14 protein-coding genes and 1 tRNA gene are annotated in these 17,721 nt (G+C 30.4%); 9 read left to right on the forward strand and 6 right to left on the reverse strand.

Translation table 11 applies throughout. The annotated features are described in order from the left end of the window. Window positions 1-3: 3 nt before the first annotated feature. On the forward strand, window positions 4-1,281 hold the full coding sequence (locus tag Ctaglu_RS18555; RefSeq protein WP_125004473.1) for a helix-turn-helix domain-containing protein: 1,278 nt from the start codon (window positions 4-6) through the stop codon (window positions 1,279-1,281). 69 nt (window positions 1,282-1,350) lie between these two features. Here Ctaglu_RS18555 and Ctaglu_RS18560 read toward each other — a convergent pair whose 3' ends face one another. The 3 genes from Ctaglu_RS18560 to Ctaglu_RS18570 all read right to left on the reverse strand — a co-directional run bounded on the left by Ctaglu_RS18560 (window position 1,351) and on the right by Ctaglu_RS18570 (window position 4,734). Further along, entirely contained in the window at window positions 1,351-2,079 is a 729-nt protein-coding gene (locus tag Ctaglu_RS18560; RefSeq protein WP_125004475.1) for a type 1 glutamine amidotransferase, read from the reverse strand. 47 nt (window positions 2,080-2,126) lie between these two features. After that, complete coding sequence (locus tag Ctaglu_RS18565; protein WP_125004477.1) at window positions 2,127-3,485, reverse strand: Mur ligase family protein; 1,359 nt, start codon at window positions 3,483-3,485, stop codon at window positions 2,127-2,129. Window positions 3,486-3,552: 67 nt separating this feature from the next. Next, window positions 3,553-4,734 carry a CapA family protein gene (locus tag Ctaglu_RS18570; RefSeq protein WP_185732802.1) on the reverse strand — a complete coding sequence of 394 codons (1,182 nt, stop codon included), beginning with the start codon at window positions 4,732-4,734 and terminating at the stop codon, window positions 3,553-3,555. A gap of 248 nt (window positions 4,735-4,982) precedes the next feature. Here Ctaglu_RS18570 and Ctaglu_RS18575 point away from each other — a divergent pair, with 248 nt between their 5' ends. The 6 genes from Ctaglu_RS18575 to Ctaglu_RS18600 all read left to right on the forward strand — a co-directional run bounded on the left by Ctaglu_RS18575 (window position 4,983) and on the right by Ctaglu_RS18600 (window position 13,299). Beyond that, the gene (locus tag Ctaglu_RS18575) at window positions 4,983-6,686 is read left to right on the forward strand and encodes a tetratricopeptide repeat protein (RefSeq protein WP_125004481.1); all 1,704 of its coding nucleotides are present in this window, start codon (window positions 4,983-4,985) and stop codon (window positions 6,684-6,686) included. A gap of 481 nt (window positions 6,687-7,167) precedes the next feature. After that, window positions 7,168-8,745, forward strand: a complete 1,578-nt coding sequence (gene pckA / locus Ctaglu_RS18580) for a phosphoenolpyruvate carboxykinase (ATP) (RefSeq protein ID WP_125004483.1) — start codon at window positions 7,168-7,170, stop codon at window positions 8,743-8,745. A 163-nt stretch (window positions 8,746-8,908) separates the two neighbouring features. Beyond that, window positions 8,909-10,021, forward strand: a complete 1,113-nt coding sequence (locus tag Ctaglu_RS18585) for a hypothetical protein (RefSeq protein WP_125004485.1) — start codon at window positions 8,909-8,911, stop codon at window positions 10,019-10,021. A gap of 100 nt (window positions 10,022-10,121) precedes the next feature. Then, window positions 10,122-10,949, forward strand: a complete 828-nt coding sequence (locus Ctaglu_RS18590; protein WP_125004487.1) for an undecaprenyl-diphosphate phosphatase — start codon at window positions 10,122-10,124, stop codon at window positions 10,947-10,949. A 538-nt stretch (window positions 10,950-11,487) separates the two neighbouring features. Continuing rightward, a complete protein-coding gene (locus Ctaglu_RS18595) occupies window positions 11,488-12,270 on the forward strand; it encodes a serine hydrolase (protein WP_125004489.1) in 783 nt (260 codons plus the stop codon). A 952-nt stretch (window positions 12,271-13,222) separates the two neighbouring features. Next, window positions 13,223-13,299 (forward strand) — tRNA-Ile (locus Ctaglu_RS18600). Window positions 13,300-13,438: 139 nt separating this feature from the next. Here Ctaglu_RS18600 and Ctaglu_RS18605 read toward each other — a convergent pair. Next, window positions 13,439-14,311, reverse strand: a complete 873-nt coding sequence (locus Ctaglu_RS18605; protein WP_125004491.1) for a ComEC/Rec2 family competence protein — start codon at window positions 14,309-14,311, stop codon at window positions 13,439-13,441. Window positions 14,312-14,535: 224 nt separating this feature from the next. Here Ctaglu_RS18605 and Ctaglu_RS18610 point away from each other — a divergent pair, with 224 nt between their 5' ends. Further along, complete coding sequence (locus Ctaglu_RS18610; RefSeq protein WP_125004493.1) at window positions 14,536-15,264, forward strand: lysophospholipid acyltransferase family protein; 729 nt, start codon at window positions 14,536-14,538, stop codon at window positions 15,262-15,264. Between the two features lie 40 nt (window positions 15,265-15,304). Here the strand turns inward: Ctaglu_RS18610 and Ctaglu_RS18615 are convergent, their stop codons facing one another. Together Ctaglu_RS18615 and Ctaglu_RS18620 are read right to left on the reverse strand one after the other, a co-directional pair. Further along, window positions 15,305-16,753, reverse strand: a complete 1,449-nt coding sequence (locus tag Ctaglu_RS18615) for an NADP-dependent glyceraldehyde-3-phosphate dehydrogenase (protein ID WP_125004495.1) — start codon at window positions 16,751-16,753, stop codon at window positions 15,305-15,307. Window positions 16,754-16,891: 138 nt separating this feature from the next. Further along, a complete protein-coding gene (locus Ctaglu_RS18620; protein WP_125004497.1) occupies window positions 16,892-17,200 on the reverse strand; it encodes a hypothetical protein in 309 nt (102 codons plus the stop codon). A 59-nt stretch (window positions 17,201-17,259) separates the two neighbouring features. Between Ctaglu_RS18620 and Ctaglu_RS18625 the strand changes: the two genes are divergently transcribed. Next, complete coding sequence (locus tag Ctaglu_RS18625) at window positions 17,260-17,700, forward strand: hypothetical protein (protein WP_125004499.1); 441 nt, start codon at window positions 17,260-17,262, stop codon at window positions 17,698-17,700. Window positions 17,701-17,721: the final 21 nt, after the last annotated feature.

A 17,721-nucleotide genomic window follows, 5' to 3' on the forward strand; every position in this document is an offset into this window, starting at 1 on the left:
AGGATGGAGATATTATCAACGGGAGAAAAGATAAAAAGAACTAGAATATATAAGGGGTATACATTAAGAGAGATGTGCGATGACAAAATTTCAGTATCTAAAATGAGTTGTATAGAAAACAACAAGGTTATGGCAGAACCTTGGATTTTAGAATTGATTAGCAAAAAATTAGACATAGATATTGCATATTTAAATGAAAATGTAAGGGAACAAGTGGATGAAAATATTAAGGCATTGAGAGAATGGGTAGAGAGTGGACAGGATTCTAAAAATGATGAGTTTGAAACTAAAGCATGCTACAATTTGGAATTTGCGCATAAGTATAATTACTATGAATTAGCTATTGAACTAGTACACATGTTGTTTAATTTTTACTTGGATAAAAGAGACTTTGAGAAGACTCAAGCAATTACTTCAGAGTATTACGATTTATATTTAAAAACAACTATAGAGGATAACCAGCTGACTTACTATATAGATATGGCAAGGCATTTATATATAAAAGAAGAATACCTTCAAGCATCTAGCTACTATTGTAATGTTAGGATAAGGTTAAGCGATAGTGAAATTCCTAATTATAAAAAATTAATTGTAGTCACTTATAATGAAGCGGCTTGTAATATTATGTTGAAAAATTATGAAAAGGCTTATGAAGTAGGAATAAAATTATTAGATTTGGTAGAGTATGTTGATACTGAATTTAAAGCAGCAGAAATATATCATATGTTGGCTATGTTATCTATAAGAATGAAAAATGGTAAGTTTGGGGAATATGAAAAGAAGTCATATGAGTTATACAAAGATAAAGATTCTAGTAGGGCAACAGCTATTTACAATTATGGTTCTACAATGTTTGACTGTAATATGAAAGATAAAGGGATTGAATATGTAAATAAGGGACTCGCCTGCTATCCTAAGGATAATATGATAGGGCTTGTTAGCTTTATGCTTGATTGTGTTAATGAGCTCATTGAAAATGATGTATTGGAACTAGCAAAGACTATTTCTGATGAAGTTCTAAATTATGCAATAAATTTAGATGATATTAAATTTATTGAAAAAGCTTATTATTACAAAGCTATTATTCTTGATAGACAAGGACAGTCATCTAGTGCAGAGATGTATATGAATTTATCTTTAGATTCCCTATTGAAATTTGGTGGAAAGCAAGAGATATATATGCGCTACTTAGAAATGGGAAGTATGTACCATAAACTTGATAGTGTAGCTGAGTCTATAAAGTATTTTAGTTTAGCCTTGCAATTAGAAAAAAAGATGTAGATTTAAGATTTTCTTAAGTCCCCATCTTTTTTTATTTTAAATATCAGTATAAATTTACTGAAAAAAATTCTATTTATTTGAGGTTTCCCTATTTATTATAAATTCTTTAGCTTTAAGTTCTAAACTATCGTCAAGGGTTGTTAGTGCTACCTCATTATACTTATTGTTTAGTGCTAGTGTAAGTATCCTGTCCGCAAGTTCCGGATTTTTAGATAAAAGGGAGCCATGAAAATAAGTACAATAGGTGTTTTTATAAACGCAGCCCTCATAACCATCTTCTCCGTTGTTACCATATCCTACTAGAACTTTGCCAAGTGGTTTTAAGTCATTAATATAAGTTCTTCCAGAATGATTTTCAAAACCTACATAGGTTTCATCAAAAGCCTCATTATGAATAACTGTGTTTCCTATAAAACGCTTATCTCCGCCTTCGGTATAAATATCTAAAATACCAAGACCATTAAGCTTTTCGCCGTCTGGAGTAGTATAATATTTCCCAAGCAATTGATATCCTCCACAAATGGCTAAAAAAACTTTTCCACTTTGTATATAGTCATCAATAGCAGATTTTTTAAATTCTATTAAGTCTGGGGAAACTATGGCTTGCTCATAATCTTGTCCTCCGCCAAAAAATACAATATCATAATCCTCTGCATTAAAAATATCGCCCATTGATATATTAACAATATTTATTTTTATAGCTCTCTTTTCTGCTCTGTGCTTCAATATTAAAATGTTTCCTACATCCCCATATACATTTAATAAATCAGGATATAAGTGACAAATATTAATTTCCATATTATTCACCTTCTATTTGAATTTTTAAATCTTTGAATTTTGATATATTACCAAATTTTATCTATGTAGCCTTTAGCGTATAAAAATTTTCTTAGGTCTATCATGGCGGTATAGGTAGCTAGTATATAAACTATTTCGCCATCACAAGATTTAATTTGATTTAGCAGGTCTTCATCATGGTTGCATAAGAGGAAGGAGTCTGCCTCAAAACCTGCAACTTTAAGTCTAATTGCCATATCGTACAGGCGTATTCCAGATATCATAATTTTGTTAATATTAAGTGAAGTTAAACGTTCAAAATTAACATCCCAAATCCAAGAAACATCTTTTCCATCTGCATAATTGTCATTTAGTAAAAGAGCTAAATTTATTTTTCGTGTGTCCAAATTAATAGTATTTACAGCTTCATCATAGCCTGCAGGATTTTTAACCAATATTATTTTAACTTCTTTCCCCTCAATCGTTAATGTTTCTTGTCTACCAAAGCTACTGGCTACAGTTTTAAGAGAATGCTCTATAATTTTATCCGGAATGCCTAGTACCTTAGCTACAGAATATGCACATAGGGCATTATAAATATTATAAGTACCTGGCTGGTTTATATAATATTCATTATTATTTATATGAACAGTAGAACCACTGGTGGAAAGTTCAAGAATTTTATTTATGGAATATGTAAGTGCTGGCCTTTTATATCCGCATTTGCTGCAATAGAAATCACCTAGATGGTTATAGGTAATAAAGTTATATTCATAAGGAGCCTTGCAGATTGTGCAAAACTTAGCGTCTGCATTTATATCTACAATTTTATTTTCATTAACCTTAGTAGCAAAACCATAGTATTCTATAGGATTTTTAAGGTTTAAATTTCCAAGTAGCGATTCATCTCCATTAAGAATAAGGGTGGAACTGGTCGTTTTTTCTACGCCCTCCAGAATCTTCTTAAGAGTTGTATAGACTTCCCCATATCTGTCTAGTTGATCTCTAAATAGATTTGTAATAGTAATGATACTTGGAGAGATATAATCAGTTACAAATTTAACATTGGCTTCATCTACTTCTATAACAGCAATTTTTTTCTCAGAAGATTTTTTAAAAGAGAAATTGGAGATAAAACAAGCAACTATTCCTGTATACATATTTGCACCAGTGTTGTTAGTAATTACTAGTCTGTTGCTATCTTTTATAATGCTGTAAATCATGCTTGTGGTGGTGGTTTTTCCATTTGTACCCGTTACAAGAATAACCTCATAATCCGCCGCTATGGTTTTCAAAATATGAGGATCAAGCTTTAAGGCGATTTTTCCTGGGAAATTTGTGCCACCTTTAAATAAAACCTTTGATAATTTCATAATAAATTTTGAAGCGAGTATACTGACCAATGACTGAATTTTAATTTCCAACACATCCTTTAATTGTACTTATTGACTTAAGCGTTATTTATTTGTAATTATTCCATTATAGATTACTGAATTAGTTATTATTATTGACATTAATATAGGAAAATTCATCACTTATTTTAAAGCCAGAATTTGGTGAGAGTTTGTTTAAGTTACTTAGTAAGTTTAGTTTAGCATCACCGGAAAGTGGCGTCGGGCAATAGTCATTTTTATAATCCACGGAAGATATACTACAAGGGATAACCCTTACACCTATAGCTGTTAAATTGTTACTCGTGAACTTTAAATTACTTTGAAAAATAAAGGTTCTCTTATCACTAGGGTTAGAGTTGCCACCAAAGCAAAAATTCCCCAAGCTATATGCAATAATTCTATTCTTATATTGTTCAATGCCTTGAATTACATGGGGGTGATGTCCCAGGATTATATCTGCTCCGTTATCAATAGCAAAGCGAGCAAGTGTTTTTTGTGCATCTATTGGATAATACTCTTTTTCGTTTCCCCAGTGAAAGTTTATAACTATAACTGAGTTAGTCTTTTTTAATTCAAGAATATCTTGCTTTAATTTATCAAGGAAACTTTGGTCTGTGGACCAACCTCTGTAACCTAAAAAGCCAAAGGGCTGCTCTTTTATTTTGGTTATCCATTTGGCTTTTTCTCCAAAAAAGTTAACCTTTTCTTTTTCAAGGGCAAGTTTTGTATCTTGAAATCCCTTTTCTTTATAATCATAAATATGGTTGTTAGAGAGATTCACGCCTTCAATAGAACCTAGAGTTAAACTTTTAGCAAAATCACTGGTGGCCTTGAAATTATATTGCTTTTCTTCTTTATCATTTGAGTCTGTAAAGGTTGTTTCTAAATTAGCAATGGTAACATCGTCGCGACTAAAAATACTATGTACATTTTTAAAATAATAGGAAAAATCCTTGTTGGAATTCGTTACCATAGCCGGAAGACTAGTAGCATAATCAAATTTACTATCAGTTCCTATAGTACAGTCTCCAACAGCAGAGAGGAGTACTTCAGTATTTTTCTCTACTGTGGTTGCTTTCGCAGTTTCATTATTAGAAGTATCTTTATCACTAGGCTTGTTTTTTTCCTCCTTAGAAGTAGCATGGCTCCAATTAAACTTCTTCAAAGAAAAAGAAACAGTTTTAACCACAACTGTGGTTAAAATTACAGAAACAAATAGTAATAAAGATATATTTCTTATTGCCTTTTTTTTGTTTAATTTTCTCTTGCGTGATTTTTTCAAAAACACACCCCCATTTTATATAAGTGCACTCTGCTTTACAATAAATAAGTCTACATTCAAGTCAATATAATTTTATAACATTATTGTATATTTGTCTAACTTATTAATGTAACCTTTTATTAAATACTCTAGCTTTTTACTTATTCATTTGTTAGAATATTACTATAGTGTATATTTAAAGAAAATTTAATTATAAAGGATCTTAGTAATATATTAAAATCCTGCCAAATTTATAAAGAGGTGGAGTTATGGTGAAAATAGATAAACTAAAGTCTTTATTATGCAGCAGTAAACTAAAAGAGTTAGGAGTTAAAAAAATAGCTCTTTATTTAGTTGTTTTATGTGTTACGGCTATAAGCATTATATTTATAACTATAACACATAAAAGGTTAGCGTTAAGTAAATTAGTTACAGAGGCCGAAACCCATTTTTTCGAACAGGAATATGATTTGGCTAGGGGGAAATATATTGAACTTGCAAAAAAAGATGTGAGGTCACCAAAATGGAATATTAAAATAGCTGAGATTTATTCTGTTAAAAATGATTTTAAGAACTCATTAAAATATATTGATATCTCAAAGAAATATAAATCAATTGATGGTGAGAGCTATAATTCCATTATTTTTACGGAATTTATAAATGGAGAATATGGTGCGGCACGAAAAGATGGGGAGCTTGCATTAAGTAAATACCCTAAAGACAAAAATTTAATAAAAACTATGTTTACTGTTTACATGGGAAATAAGAAGATCCAGATTGCAAATGAACTTATGGCAAGATATCCTGTGGATACAAAGTCTTCCTACGATACCGCAGAATACTCTAGAATGTTAATGCTTTTGGGGAAATGGGAAGAAGGCTATATTCAATTAAAAAATGCATGGAAATTAAATAAAGAGGAATGCAAGATATATGATGTTTTAGCCCAAGTAGCATTATATAATAAGGATTCTCTGTTGCAAAATATAACTGCTCTTTCAAAAAAGTACCCTAATGATCTATCATATAAAATGTGGTTAGCTAAGATATATTCCCTTAGCGTAGATACTGTGGATGAAGCAAATAAATTAATTAGTGAACTCTCTAGTAAAAATGTAGGCAGTATGCAAATCGAATTAATAAAAGCTAATGTGTACAAAAATATGAATGAGCTAGAAAAGTCTGATAAATTAATGCAAAATGTAATTTCGAAGCATCCAGATGATTACGGAGCCTATCATAGTGCAGGCTTTTATTATCTTTACAAGAAAGATTACAAAAAGGCTAAAGAATACTGTAATAAATCTATTCAGCTTAATCGCGAATACCCAGATAACTATGGGTTTTTAATGCCAGAAATATTGAAAGAAGAGTCCGCAAAACTCGCAGTGGAGCCTTATTTTCGAACCGCATTAACTAAAGAGCCTTATAATTATAATATAATGCTTAATCTAGCAAACTATTATTGGTACAAGACTGGTAATAGTGTAAAAGCCCTAGAATATTTTAATTTAGCATCAATTATAAAACCACAGGATGCAGAGATAAAATACAATATGGCACTAATAAAGCTGACTGAAGGAAAACTGGAGGATGCTATAAAAATCTTAAAAATATGTAGTAAATTAAATGAAGTAGTGCCTAAGTATCATAGAACCTTAGCAACTATATACATGACTAAAAATAAGGCAGTGGAAGCAAAAGCGGAAATTGATAGTGCATCTCAAGGAGATGAAAAAGATATTTTGACTTTAAATAATGCTGGATGTTATTATATCACTTTTCAGCAGGATTTAGAAAAAGGCTTTTACAATATAAGCAAAGCCTATAAGGGTTTAAATGACTCTTATGATGATTACACTAAAAAAATCATTGTTGAAAATTATGATAAGGCTCACAAACTTAAAGAAAGTTATGTTAAGGGCAAAGATAATCAAGAATTAAAGATTCCTGAGTTTGCACTATTTTATTAAACTATAACATATAATTTATGAAAAAAATTTACTATGGTGTGGAATTAAATATCATCTAGGGTGAAGTATATATTAAATCAAACTTATTTGATTTAATATATATTTTTTTATTGCGTGATTTTTAAAAACTAATATCATTCATTTTGATAAAGATTAAATAATGCATTTACTCTAGAAAATAACCTAGAAGCAGCAGAATGAAAGTGGATATATTTGGAATTAAAATTTTTATATGTACTTGGAGGTAGCTTATAGCCACAATAAGGGTACTATATTTAGAATGTATATTAGTGCATCATAGAACATAAAAAGAATATGCTATAATAGCAATAATTCAGCATAATGAAGGAACATATTCATAAAAACACTAAATTAATATTTTTATAATTTTTTTCTTGCATTTTTATTAAAATGTTGTAATATATTAGTATAATAACTAAAATTAATAAGCGTGTAAATATAGTAACTGGGGGGTAATATTGTGGATTGTTTAGAAAACTTAGATTATTTAAACATAGCAACATCAAAAAAAATATATAGGAATTTGCCGGTATCTGACTTAGTAAGGTTTGCATTACTAAGAGAAGAAGGTACTCTAACAGAAAGTGGTGCATTAGCTGTAAAAACAGGAAAGTATACAGGAAGATCACCTAAAGATAGATTTATAGTTTCACAAGAAAGTGTTGTGAAATTAATAAATTGGGGAGAGGTAAATTTACCTATAGAAGAAAACGTTTTTGATGAGCTGTATAAGCAGGTTTGTAAATATTTAAGCGATAAAGAATTATTTGTGTTTGATGGTTACGTAGGTGCTATGGAAGAATATAAACTACCTATTAGAGTGGTAAATGAGCTTGCCTCAGAGGCATTGCTCTCTAATCAACTATTTAGAAGACCAGATAAAGCAATGCTTGAGCATCACAAGGCTGAATTCACAGTTATTGCAGCACCTGGATTTAAGGCAAAAGGAGCAATTGACGGAATAAACTCAGAAGCTTTTATTATAGTTAATTTTGATAAGAAAATTGTGTTAATTGGTGGAACACAATATGCAGGAGAAATTAAAAAATCTATTTTTTCAATAATGAATTTTTTATTGCCACTAAGAGGTGTATTCCCAATGCATTGTTCTGCAAATATTGGTAAAGATGGCGAGACAGCAGTATTTTTTGGCTTGTCTGGTACAGGAAAAACTACATTGTCAGCAGATCCAGAAAGAAAGCTTATTGGCGATGATGAACATGGTTGGTGTGATAGTGGAGTTTTTAATTTTGAAGGAGGATGCTACGCTAAAACTATAAAACTAGATAAAGATAAAGAAAGTGAAATTTACTCCGCATTAAAATTTGGTGCCTTGCTTGAAAATGTTGTACTTGATGATGATAAGATGCCAAATTATGATGATGGTACCTTAACAGAGAATACTCGGGGGGCATATCCACTTGAATACATCCCAAATGCAGAATTAAGTGGAATTGGTGGACATCCAAGTACCATAATATTTTTAACAGCAGATGCGTTTGGAGTTATTCCACCAATTTCAAAGCTTTCGAAAGAAGCTGCTATGTATCATTTCATCTCAGGATACACAAGTAAGCTTGCAGGTACAGAACGAGGAATTACAAAACCAAAAGCCACTTTTTCATCTTGCTTTGGAGAACCGTTTATGCTAATGAAACCATCAGTTTATGCAAAGCTTTTAGGTGAGAGAATAGATAAACATGATACTGAGGTATTTTTAATAAACACAGGTTGGAGTGGTGGAGGATATGGTGTAGGCTCTAGAATGAAACTTTCTTATACAAGAGCCATGGTAAAAGCGGCTCTTGAAGGCAAGCTTAAGGAAATAGAATATACACAGCATCCAATATTTAAAATAGCCGTGCCCATTGCTGTGCCAAATGTTCCGTCAGAAATACTAAATCCAGAAAATACATGGGTAGATAAAAAGGAGTATAAGTTAAAAGCTAGTGAGCTCGCTTCTAAATTTACGCTTAACTTCAGTAAATTTAAAGGAGTTCCAGAAAGTATAAGAGAAGCTGGTCCTATAAGTATATAATACAAAACCCCAACGGCTAAAAAGCTTTAAAATCCGTTGGGATTTTTTATGTAAATTTTGCTATAAATATGATATACTCATTAAATAAATGTGAATCTACTGTAGCGTAGATAACAATTTATAAATTATTCTTATTAACAATAAGAACACTTAAGGAGGAATTATGAAAAAAAATAGCATTCTTTATAGAATTTTATTTTTTATTATCATAACAGCGGCTATAATTTTTTTGAGTTTTAAATCTAGAGCTGATTTAAATAATAAGGAAGAAGGGTTAAGAGTTACTAAATGGGAAAATTTTTATACTGGAGATAATATTCATTTTTACTACTTAAATCCCCAAAATGAAAATTTATTAAAACTTAAGAAAAACTATGGACTAGATAAACTTATAGATGGAAAGAAGGACCAATTTGATAACTCCATAAAAATTATGGAATTTATTAATGGAAAAGTAAAAGCTCAAAGTAACTCCATGACTAGTGATAAAAGTGCTTTAGAAATAATGGAGGTAGCTACTTCTGGAAATAAAATATCAGACAGTGATTATGCAACTATTTATGAGGAGTGCTTAGCTTCTATTGGAATTAATGTACGTCCTGGAGTATTAAGAAGTACTGATAAAAAAATTAGTGGAAAATCATATTTTAATGTATGTGAAATATGGAGTAATAAATACAATAAATGGATAATGATAGATGGTGTCAATGGAACGTATATGACAGATGAAGAGATTCCACTAAGTGCCATTGAAATAATAAGCAAGGGAATAGGAAAAGTTAAAATCCATCTTTTAAAAGATAGTAAGAAGTATATTAAAAGTATGGGCAGCTACTATGAAAGTTATACTATATCTGTGGATAATAACAAATATGGGGAGCTGAAGAGCAATTCTAAACTTACTTTCTTGAAACAAGGTAAGCTTCCAGAGATAGAAACAAAGGAAGGGTTTATTCAACCTACTATCTTTGTTAATAACCCCAAAGTTTTTAATATATCTCCGAAAATACAATATGTAAATAAAGGTGTGGAGAAAATTCCAACTTTAATACTTGCAAAGAGAGATTTGAAAAACGACACAAAAGAAGGACAAAAATTTACTCTGGGAGCTTTTATCAATAGTTATATGCTTAAAAAATATTTCATAAGTATTAATGGCGGTGATTACATAAAGATAGATACTTTTTTTGATTTACAAATTGTCAAAGGAATAAATTCTATTAAATTATCACTAGATGGTAAGACGATGCAGAAAGAAATTATAATAGAGAAATAAACATTTAAACAATAAAATATAATTCTAACTATATTAACTGCTTGAATATAGTATAATGAAAAAGATTTTATAAATTATTGTTGTAAGGAGCGGATAATACATGGATTTAAACATTATATTGGTGTTAAAAGCTATAATAATAGCTATAGTAGAAGGAATAACAGAGTTTATACCTATTTCTTCCACGGGTCATATGATCATTGTGGGAAATATGATAAATTTCAAAGGTGAATTTGCAAATTCATTTGAAGTAGTCATTCAATTGGGGGCTATTCTTGCAATTATAGTTTTATATTGGAATAAAATATGGACTTCGGTTTTGGAGTTTTTTAAGGGGAGACCTTCAGGAATTAAGTTTTGGACTAATATAATAGTTGCATTTATTCCCGCTGCATTCTTTGGGTTTCTTCTAAATGATAAAATAGATGAATATCTTTTTAATCCAGCAACTGTAGCCTTGGCTTTAGTGGTTGGTGGAATTCTAATGATTATTATAGAAAAGAAATTTAGATCAAAGGATACAACAAAAAGTATAGAGCAAATAACAATTAAACAGTCAATAAAAATAGGATTATTTCAATGTTTTGCGCTATGGCCAGGTATGTCTAGGTCTGCATCTACTATAATGGGAGGGTGGATTAGTGGTGTTTCTACAGTTGCTGCAACTGAGTTTTCATTCTTTTTAGCCATACCAACTATGGTAGGAGCCACAGGATTAACACTATATAAAAGTGGAATGAATTTTAGTAATGGGGAAATTATTACTTTGGGTGTTGGATTTGTAACTGCTTTTTTAGTCGCATTAATTGTGGTTGAAAAATTTGTTTCTTATTTAAAAAATAAACCTATGAAGGTTTTCGCCATCTATAGAATAATTGTTGGTATAACATTGCTATTTATAATTAAATTTGCGAATATTTCATTATAAATAATAATATTTTAAGGACTAAAGCTGATGGATAATTTCTTTAGCTTTAGTCAGTAATTACAGTAATATGATAATTAAAGATTTAATGTGCTACACCATATTCTAGTAATATTTAAATTATCGCCTTTTATAGCCTATAATATTCATATAACATGATGTTTTTCTTATTAAGCTATGCTATTTGTGAAAAGTTGAGAATATTTAACTAATAGCTAGGTATCATTTATATTTTCTGATTTAAGGTGTATAATAAGTCAAATAGAGTTTGGGGGAATGTATATGGTACAAAAAATGAAAATAGTAGGAATATTGACTGATGGCTGTGGATTTAGTTAACAGTGCAAAATTTGGCAATAGGGATTGTCTTACAGGAAATAAAATATTATGGGGGATACCAAAAATGTAGGTCACAGCGGTGAATTAGTTAAAGTAGCTAGAAGTATTGGAATTTAATTTGGAGATTTTTAGTAGTGCAATTAAAATATTGAGGATAACAATTGATTATTGCTATACTCTAGACAAAAACCAGGAGGATATTATGAAAGTAATAAAAAAATATTTAGAAACAAGAGAAGGTAATTATAGTTTTTATTTTGAAGAAATAAATAGTGGATATCTATATGGTCTTAATGAGGATAAAGAAATGGTATCAGCTGGATGTATAAAGTTACCACTAGCCATGAGTTTGCTTAAAGAAGTGCAAAATGGAAAAATAGATTTACAATCTAAAATTAAAATAGAATCAGGGGATAAAATTCATGGCTCAAATGGAATTATACATGAATTTTCAGGAAAAGAATATTCAATAGTTGATTTATTAATAGCAATGCTTATACAAAGTGATAATACTGCAGCAAATAAAATAATTGAAGTTTTGGGCATGCAGCGAATAGACGAATTATTTAAAGATATGGGACTTAAAAACACAAAATTGAAAAGGATTACAACAGACATTAAATTGGAACAAGACGAGTTGGAGAATACTACTAGTAGCTTTGACTTAAGCAAGTGTTTTAAACTATTATATCTAAAGCAATACTTAAATGAAGAAAATAGTGATTTGCTTATAAGAATATTAAAGAAACAACAGGTTACAAATAAATTACCTTTCTATGCACCAAAGCAGATCCAAGAGAATATTGCTAATAAAGGGGGTAGCCTTGAAACTGTTGAAAATGATACAACTTTAATGATGATTGAAAAAGGAAATTTCCTTTTTACAGTAATGGCTAACAACTTACCTAACAATGTTTATGGAATAACTACTATATCTAGGGTTGGAAAGATGATGTGGGATATTATAGATAAAGATTGGAAATAGGATATGAAGGGCTCCGGCGTGCCTTGCAAAAAGAACTCCAAACTGGAAATTCCATTAAGAAATTCTAATCTTTTGCGAATATAAAATTCTCTAGCGCTCAAACTCGGCGTCCTGCCTCGGTTTCGCTAGCCTGCCGTCCTGGCAGGCTTACGTGAATTTTATATTCGCAAAAGAAGAATTTCTAAATGAAATTTCAATAGTTTTGTCGTTTCTTTATTGCAAGTCACGTCGGAGGAATTTCATACTTGCTATTTTAACAGAGAATCCTGAGTTGCTTAGAGCAGTTTGTAATGACGCTCAAGTATGCATTTTTCTTAATGTAGCTTTCACTAAAGTAAATTAAGAATTACTAAGGCTTGTTCAAAGCATTCTACGCAATATATACTTTTGTTAGCATAATATAAGAAAAAATACCTGAATTAGAAATCATACTCCGCATAATAGATTTAAAAACCCTTGCATTTGCTTTTAATTATATTTTGAATTTTATTATATCTTTTCCATAGTTCTTTTAGGCGGCAGCCTGTGAGCTTTTAAGTGTATCAAAACTAAGATGACATATCAGAAACGTCACAAATTTTTAAAAAGTCTTACAACATGGTTAACAACAGATAATATCTAGAATACTAAATATCTTTTAGCCGTAGGCTTATAATTGGGTGTATATTAAATCTTAAAGGTCATTTTTGAAAATGTGTATGTATATTAGCGTAGCTAATGGATGAAAATCCATTTCTTCCATAGCTAAATTCACCTTTCTTATTATCAGCACCTCATTTCTAGTTATGAGGTTTATTATACAATGTTTTCATATTTGGGACATAATCAAATGTGGTATAGTAAGACATTATCATAAACGAATCATATACGAATCATAAGAATATAGAAGGGTGTTGACAAAGTAAAAAATAGATATTATACTTATAAAGTCACAGTTTGATAAGGGTATTATGGGTCTATAGCTCAGCTGGTTAGAGCGCACGCCTGATAAGCGTGAGGTCGATGGTTCGAGTCCATTTAGACCCACCATTGTTATTTTTGGATTAAATTAAAAGGAATTTTGAAAAAATAATTAGCTATTGTGCTAGTTATTTTTTTTATGCATAAAATTAAAAAGAGTTTATTAGCTTATATAGTCTAAAGTGGAAGGTACTATTTTAAAATAGGCTCACTTTACAACCAATCTACTTGTGGTTATACCATCGCTTATGAGTACAATATTTTGCTCTAAATCAGTTCTATAGATAATACAATTTAACTTTTTAAGTTTATCTAGGGTTTCACTATTTGGATGACCATAACTATTGTATGTACCACAACTTATTACTGCAATTTTTGGAGAAACTCTATTTAAAAATTCTTGCGTGGTTGAGGAATTACTACCGTGATGAGCTACTTTGAGAACTTCAGCAGTTAAATCGTAACCTTTATCTAATATCTCATCTTCACTTAGCTTTTCAATATCACCGGTAAATAAATAAGTGGAATTTTTATAAGATATTTTTACCGCGCAAGAGTAATTATTAGTATCTTCGTAGGTGGTTTTGTTAGGCGATAGCATAAGACAGGTGGCACTCGGACCTAAATCTAAAGTTATATTAGGTTTAGCTATTTTTATTTTAAGACCTTTATTTTTTAAAGCTCTAATCATATCAATAAATGCTTGTGTGTCAGATGCAACTTTAGGGGCATAAAATTCATCCACATTAAAAGTTTTAATTACACTAGCCATACCCCCTATATGATCTTCATGGGGATGAGTTGCAATTACATAGTCTAGTTTAGTAATTTTATTTTTTTTTAGATACCTAATTACTTTTCTCCTCGAATCGCTGGTACCACTATCAATTAATAAATTTTTATTATTTACTTGAATAAGGATACAATCACCCTGTCCTACATCAATAAAATGAGTGACCATATTGTTTTTAAGGTTTATGTTAGTTTTTAAATTATATTTATAAACTACAGCCACAGCTATACTTACAAAAACTAGTATAGTGCAAACTAAGGCGTATTTTAACCAGGGTTTCTTTGGCATATGATTAATCTCCTATATTATATTTCAAGTACATTACATAAATAATTTTATCCATTTAAATAAAAAAATATCAAAATCTAAGAAAAAAGATGCTCCAAATTGCAATTTACTTATGCTCTAGTGGAAAAATTTGAAATAAGGCCTATTAAATAGTATAATTATAGTTATAGTTTAACGACATTTCAGATGATGATTTAATCTTAAAATGAAAGGAACAGAGAGATATGAGAACGGTATATTTTTATTTATGTTTTATTATTGATTTGATTGGGAAAGCTTTTAAGAAAATACAACTTAATAGTATAAAAAAGCATAAAACCACAGAAGAGGTGGATGCTTATTTAGCTAAGGTAGTTAGGGATTGGTCTAATTTTGTAATTAGGATTGCAGGTTTAAATTTAACCGTTATAGGGAAAGAAAACATACCAAAGGAGCCTTGTGTTTTTGTGGGAAATCACCAAAGTAATCTTGATATACCAGTGATATTAGCTAATATGAATAGCCTTACTGGTGCAGTTGCTAAAAAAGAGATGGAAAAAATACCAGTAATGAGTTATTGGATGAGGCAAATCCATTCTGTATTTATGGATAGAGAAAATCCAAGAGAGGCTTTAAAATCAATTTCAGAAGGTGTTGAAAATCTAAAGAATGGATATTCTATGATTATTTTTCCAGAAGGTACTAGAAGTAGAAGTAATAATATAGGGGAATTTAAAAAAGGTAGTATGAGACTGGCAATAAAAGCTGGGGTTCCCATTGTTCCTATAACCTTTTATGATACTCATAAAGCTATGGAAGGTAATAATGGAAAAGTTAAAAAGGCAAATGCTAAGCTTATATTTGATAAACCTATATATATGGATAAAATGTCAAAGGAAGAAAAAGCTGAGATATCAGAAGTTGTAAAAAATATAATTCAAACAAATATAAATATGGAAAATAAAATAAAATAAAGAAAGAAGCAGTTTATAAAAGCTGCTTCTTTAAATTTCGCTATGGATTTATGAGTAAAACTGTAGATTTTAATCTAGTCATAGCTTCAATGCTATATCTTATGCCTTGAGTGCCCATACCAGAGGATTTTGTTCCTGAGAAAGGAAAATGGTCAGGCCCTCTTTCAGGTTTATTATTAATTTGAACGGTACCTACCTCGAGTTTATTGGCAATATTAAAGGCATCATCTATATTTTTAGTATAAACAGAAGTTTGAAGACCATAAACAGATCTGTTAGCTATATCTATAGCTTCCTTAATATTTTTAACTCTAATCACTGGTAGCAATGGGCCAAAGGGTTCTTCCCAAGCCAGCCTCATATCTGTAGTTACATTATCAAATAAGGTTGGGTAAAATAAATTAGCATTTCGTTTATTTCCACATAATAGCGTAGCTCCATGACCTAGGGCATCATCTATGAGTTCTTGAACGTAGTCTGCAGCTTTATTATCTATGAGTGGAGTTATATCACAATCATCTTCTGGATTCCCAATTTTCAGCAATTTAATATTTTTCATTAATTCGTAAATAAGGCTATCTGCAACATCATTTATAACTAAAACCCTTTTAACTGCGGTGCATCTTTGACCAGAATAGCTAAAGGCCCCAGTAACGATATCTCTGCCAGCACTTTCGATATCGGCATCGCAAAGTACTATAGCTGCATCTTTGCCACCAAGCTCCATAATCATAGGCACCATACCAGCAATTACAGCTATATGTTTTCCTACCTGCGTACTTCCAGTAAAGTTGATAAAATCAATATCGTTGTGGGTTACTAAATAATCACCTATTTCGCAGCCTCTACCTGTTATTGTGTTTATTACTCCATGGGGAACTCCGGCTTCATGAAAAATTGCAACCAAATGGAGTGCACTAATAGCTCCTTGAGTGGAAGGCTTTAAAATTACGCTATTCCCACCAATAAGGGCTGGCGCAATTTTAGATGCAGAAAGATTAATGGGATAGTTAAAAGGCGAAATAGCAAGGACAACGCCTACTGGTACTTTGGTGACAAAGGATATTTTGTTTTTCTTAAAACCAGGAAAATTATCTGCACCTATAGTTTCACCTTCTAAGTGTTTGCCAGCATCAGCAGTAAATCTAATAAAATCCGCAGTTCTTTTTATCTCAGCAATGCAGGAGTGCTTATCTTTAGCAATTTCCACTTGCATGAGCTGGGACAAGTAATCAACATTTTCATCCAGTAAGGCAGCCGCTTTGTGCAAAACTTCCGCACGGGAGCTAATGGCCATATTAGCCCAATTTTTTTGAGAAGCTTTTGAATTTTGAATAACTATATTAGCTTCGTCTTTGCTCATAGCAGGTATTGTACCTACTAAACTGTTATCTACAGGAGAGATAATATCTATGGTATTATTAGATGTAACCCAATCACCATTAAATAAATTTTTATAATTTTTATCTTTGACAATACTATTGAACAATATGAAACACCTCACTTTAAAATTGTTAGGTTTGGTTGCGTCTCATTATAGTATTTACCAAAGATAAGTATATTATTGATTGGCAATGTATGTGATTATCTCAGCGTCAGAGTGATGATTACAGCACCAAAGTGATGATTAGTCATGACGCTTGGTTATTAAATTTTGGATTATAGATATTTTAGATTCTAGTAATGAATTTTGATTTTCTAGTTTTAATATATTATTTTGAACTTGATTATTTTTGTTTTCTAGAATTTTTAAAGTTTTCTGTAAATTTTTGTTTGTATCCATTTGTTCTTTAATAATTGGTTGATACATTTTGTTTAGAGTAAGATTTTTATTGATTAAAAAGTTTATTTTATTATAAAATTGTATTAGAAATAATTTATTTTTTTCACCTATATATTTTAGATTGGAAACAATCCAATCTATAAATTTATTCATACATAATCACCTCAATTATATTCTACCTAAAGAATACTAGGAAAGGCAAGGTAAAGTTAATGGATAACAATGACAATAATTATTATTTAGAAACAATTAAAAACAAGACGAGAAAGCTAGAGCTTAAAAAGACCCAATACGAATTAGAAATAGTGCAGCAAAATAATTTGCTGGCGCATAATAATTCTGTAATGCAGAAATTAAAGTGTACAAATGATGTATTACATGATGAATATAATAGTCTAATAAGGTTACTTCAGAAAGAAGGGTTAATTTTCGAGATAAATTTTAGTGATTATATTCCTAAGCCTTGGGATAATCTATTTATAGTAAAAGGTTCAAAGGGTTATGAACTTCAAAGTAAAACAGGCATTAGATTAATGATGATAGATGAAAAATTTTTAACAATTATACAAGAGATAGACAAAAAAGATTCCTATAGCTTAATTGTAATAAGAGTTAGGGATAAAACTGCTTTAGTTCAGTTAAGGTTTATTTGAAAGTTTTTAAAGTAAAATTTA

Source organism: Clostridium tagluense (assembly GCF_003865095.1).
Taxonomy (GTDB): Bacteria; Bacillota; Clostridia; order Clostridiales; family Clostridiaceae; genus Clostridium_AD; species Clostridium_AD tagluense.

Excerpts from the sequence above, each read along its gene's own strand:
- Ctaglu_RS18555 (WP_125004473.1), top strand. The coding sequence starts at position 4 with ATGGAGATATTATCAACGGGAGAAAAGATAAAAAGAACTAGAATATAT.
- Ctaglu_RS18560 (WP_125004475.1), bottom strand. The coding sequence starts at position 2,079 with ATGGAAATTAATATTTGTCACTTATATCCTGATTTATTAAATGTATAT.
- Ctaglu_RS18575 (WP_125004481.1), top strand. The coding sequence starts at position 4,983 with ATGGTGAAAATAGATAAACTAAAGTCTTTATTATGCAGCAGTAAACTA.
- Ctaglu_RS18585 (WP_125004485.1), top strand. The coding sequence starts at position 8,909 with ATGAAAAAAAATAGCATTCTTTATAGAATTTTATTTTTTATTATCATA.
- Ctaglu_RS18590 (WP_125004487.1), top strand. The coding sequence starts at position 10,122 with ATGGATTTAAACATTATATTGGTGTTAAAAGCTATAATAATAGCTATA.
- Ctaglu_RS18595 (WP_125004489.1), top strand. The coding sequence starts at position 11,488 with ATGAAAGTAATAAAAAAATATTTAGAAACAAGAGAAGGTAATTATAGT.
- Ctaglu_RS18605 (WP_125004491.1), bottom strand. The coding sequence starts at position 14,311 with ATGCCAAAGAAACCCTGGTTAAAATACGCCTTAGTTTGCACTATACTA.
- Ctaglu_RS18610 (WP_125004493.1), top strand. The coding sequence starts at position 14,536 with ATGAGAACGGTATATTTTTATTTATGTTTTATTATTGATTTGATTGGG.
- Ctaglu_RS18620 (WP_125004497.1), bottom strand. The coding sequence starts at position 17,200 with ATGAATAAATTTATAGATTGGATTGTTTCCAATCTAAAATATATAGGT.
- Ctaglu_RS18625 (WP_125004499.1), top strand. The coding sequence starts at position 17,260 with ATGGATAACAATGACAATAATTATTATTTAGAAACAATTAAAAACAAG.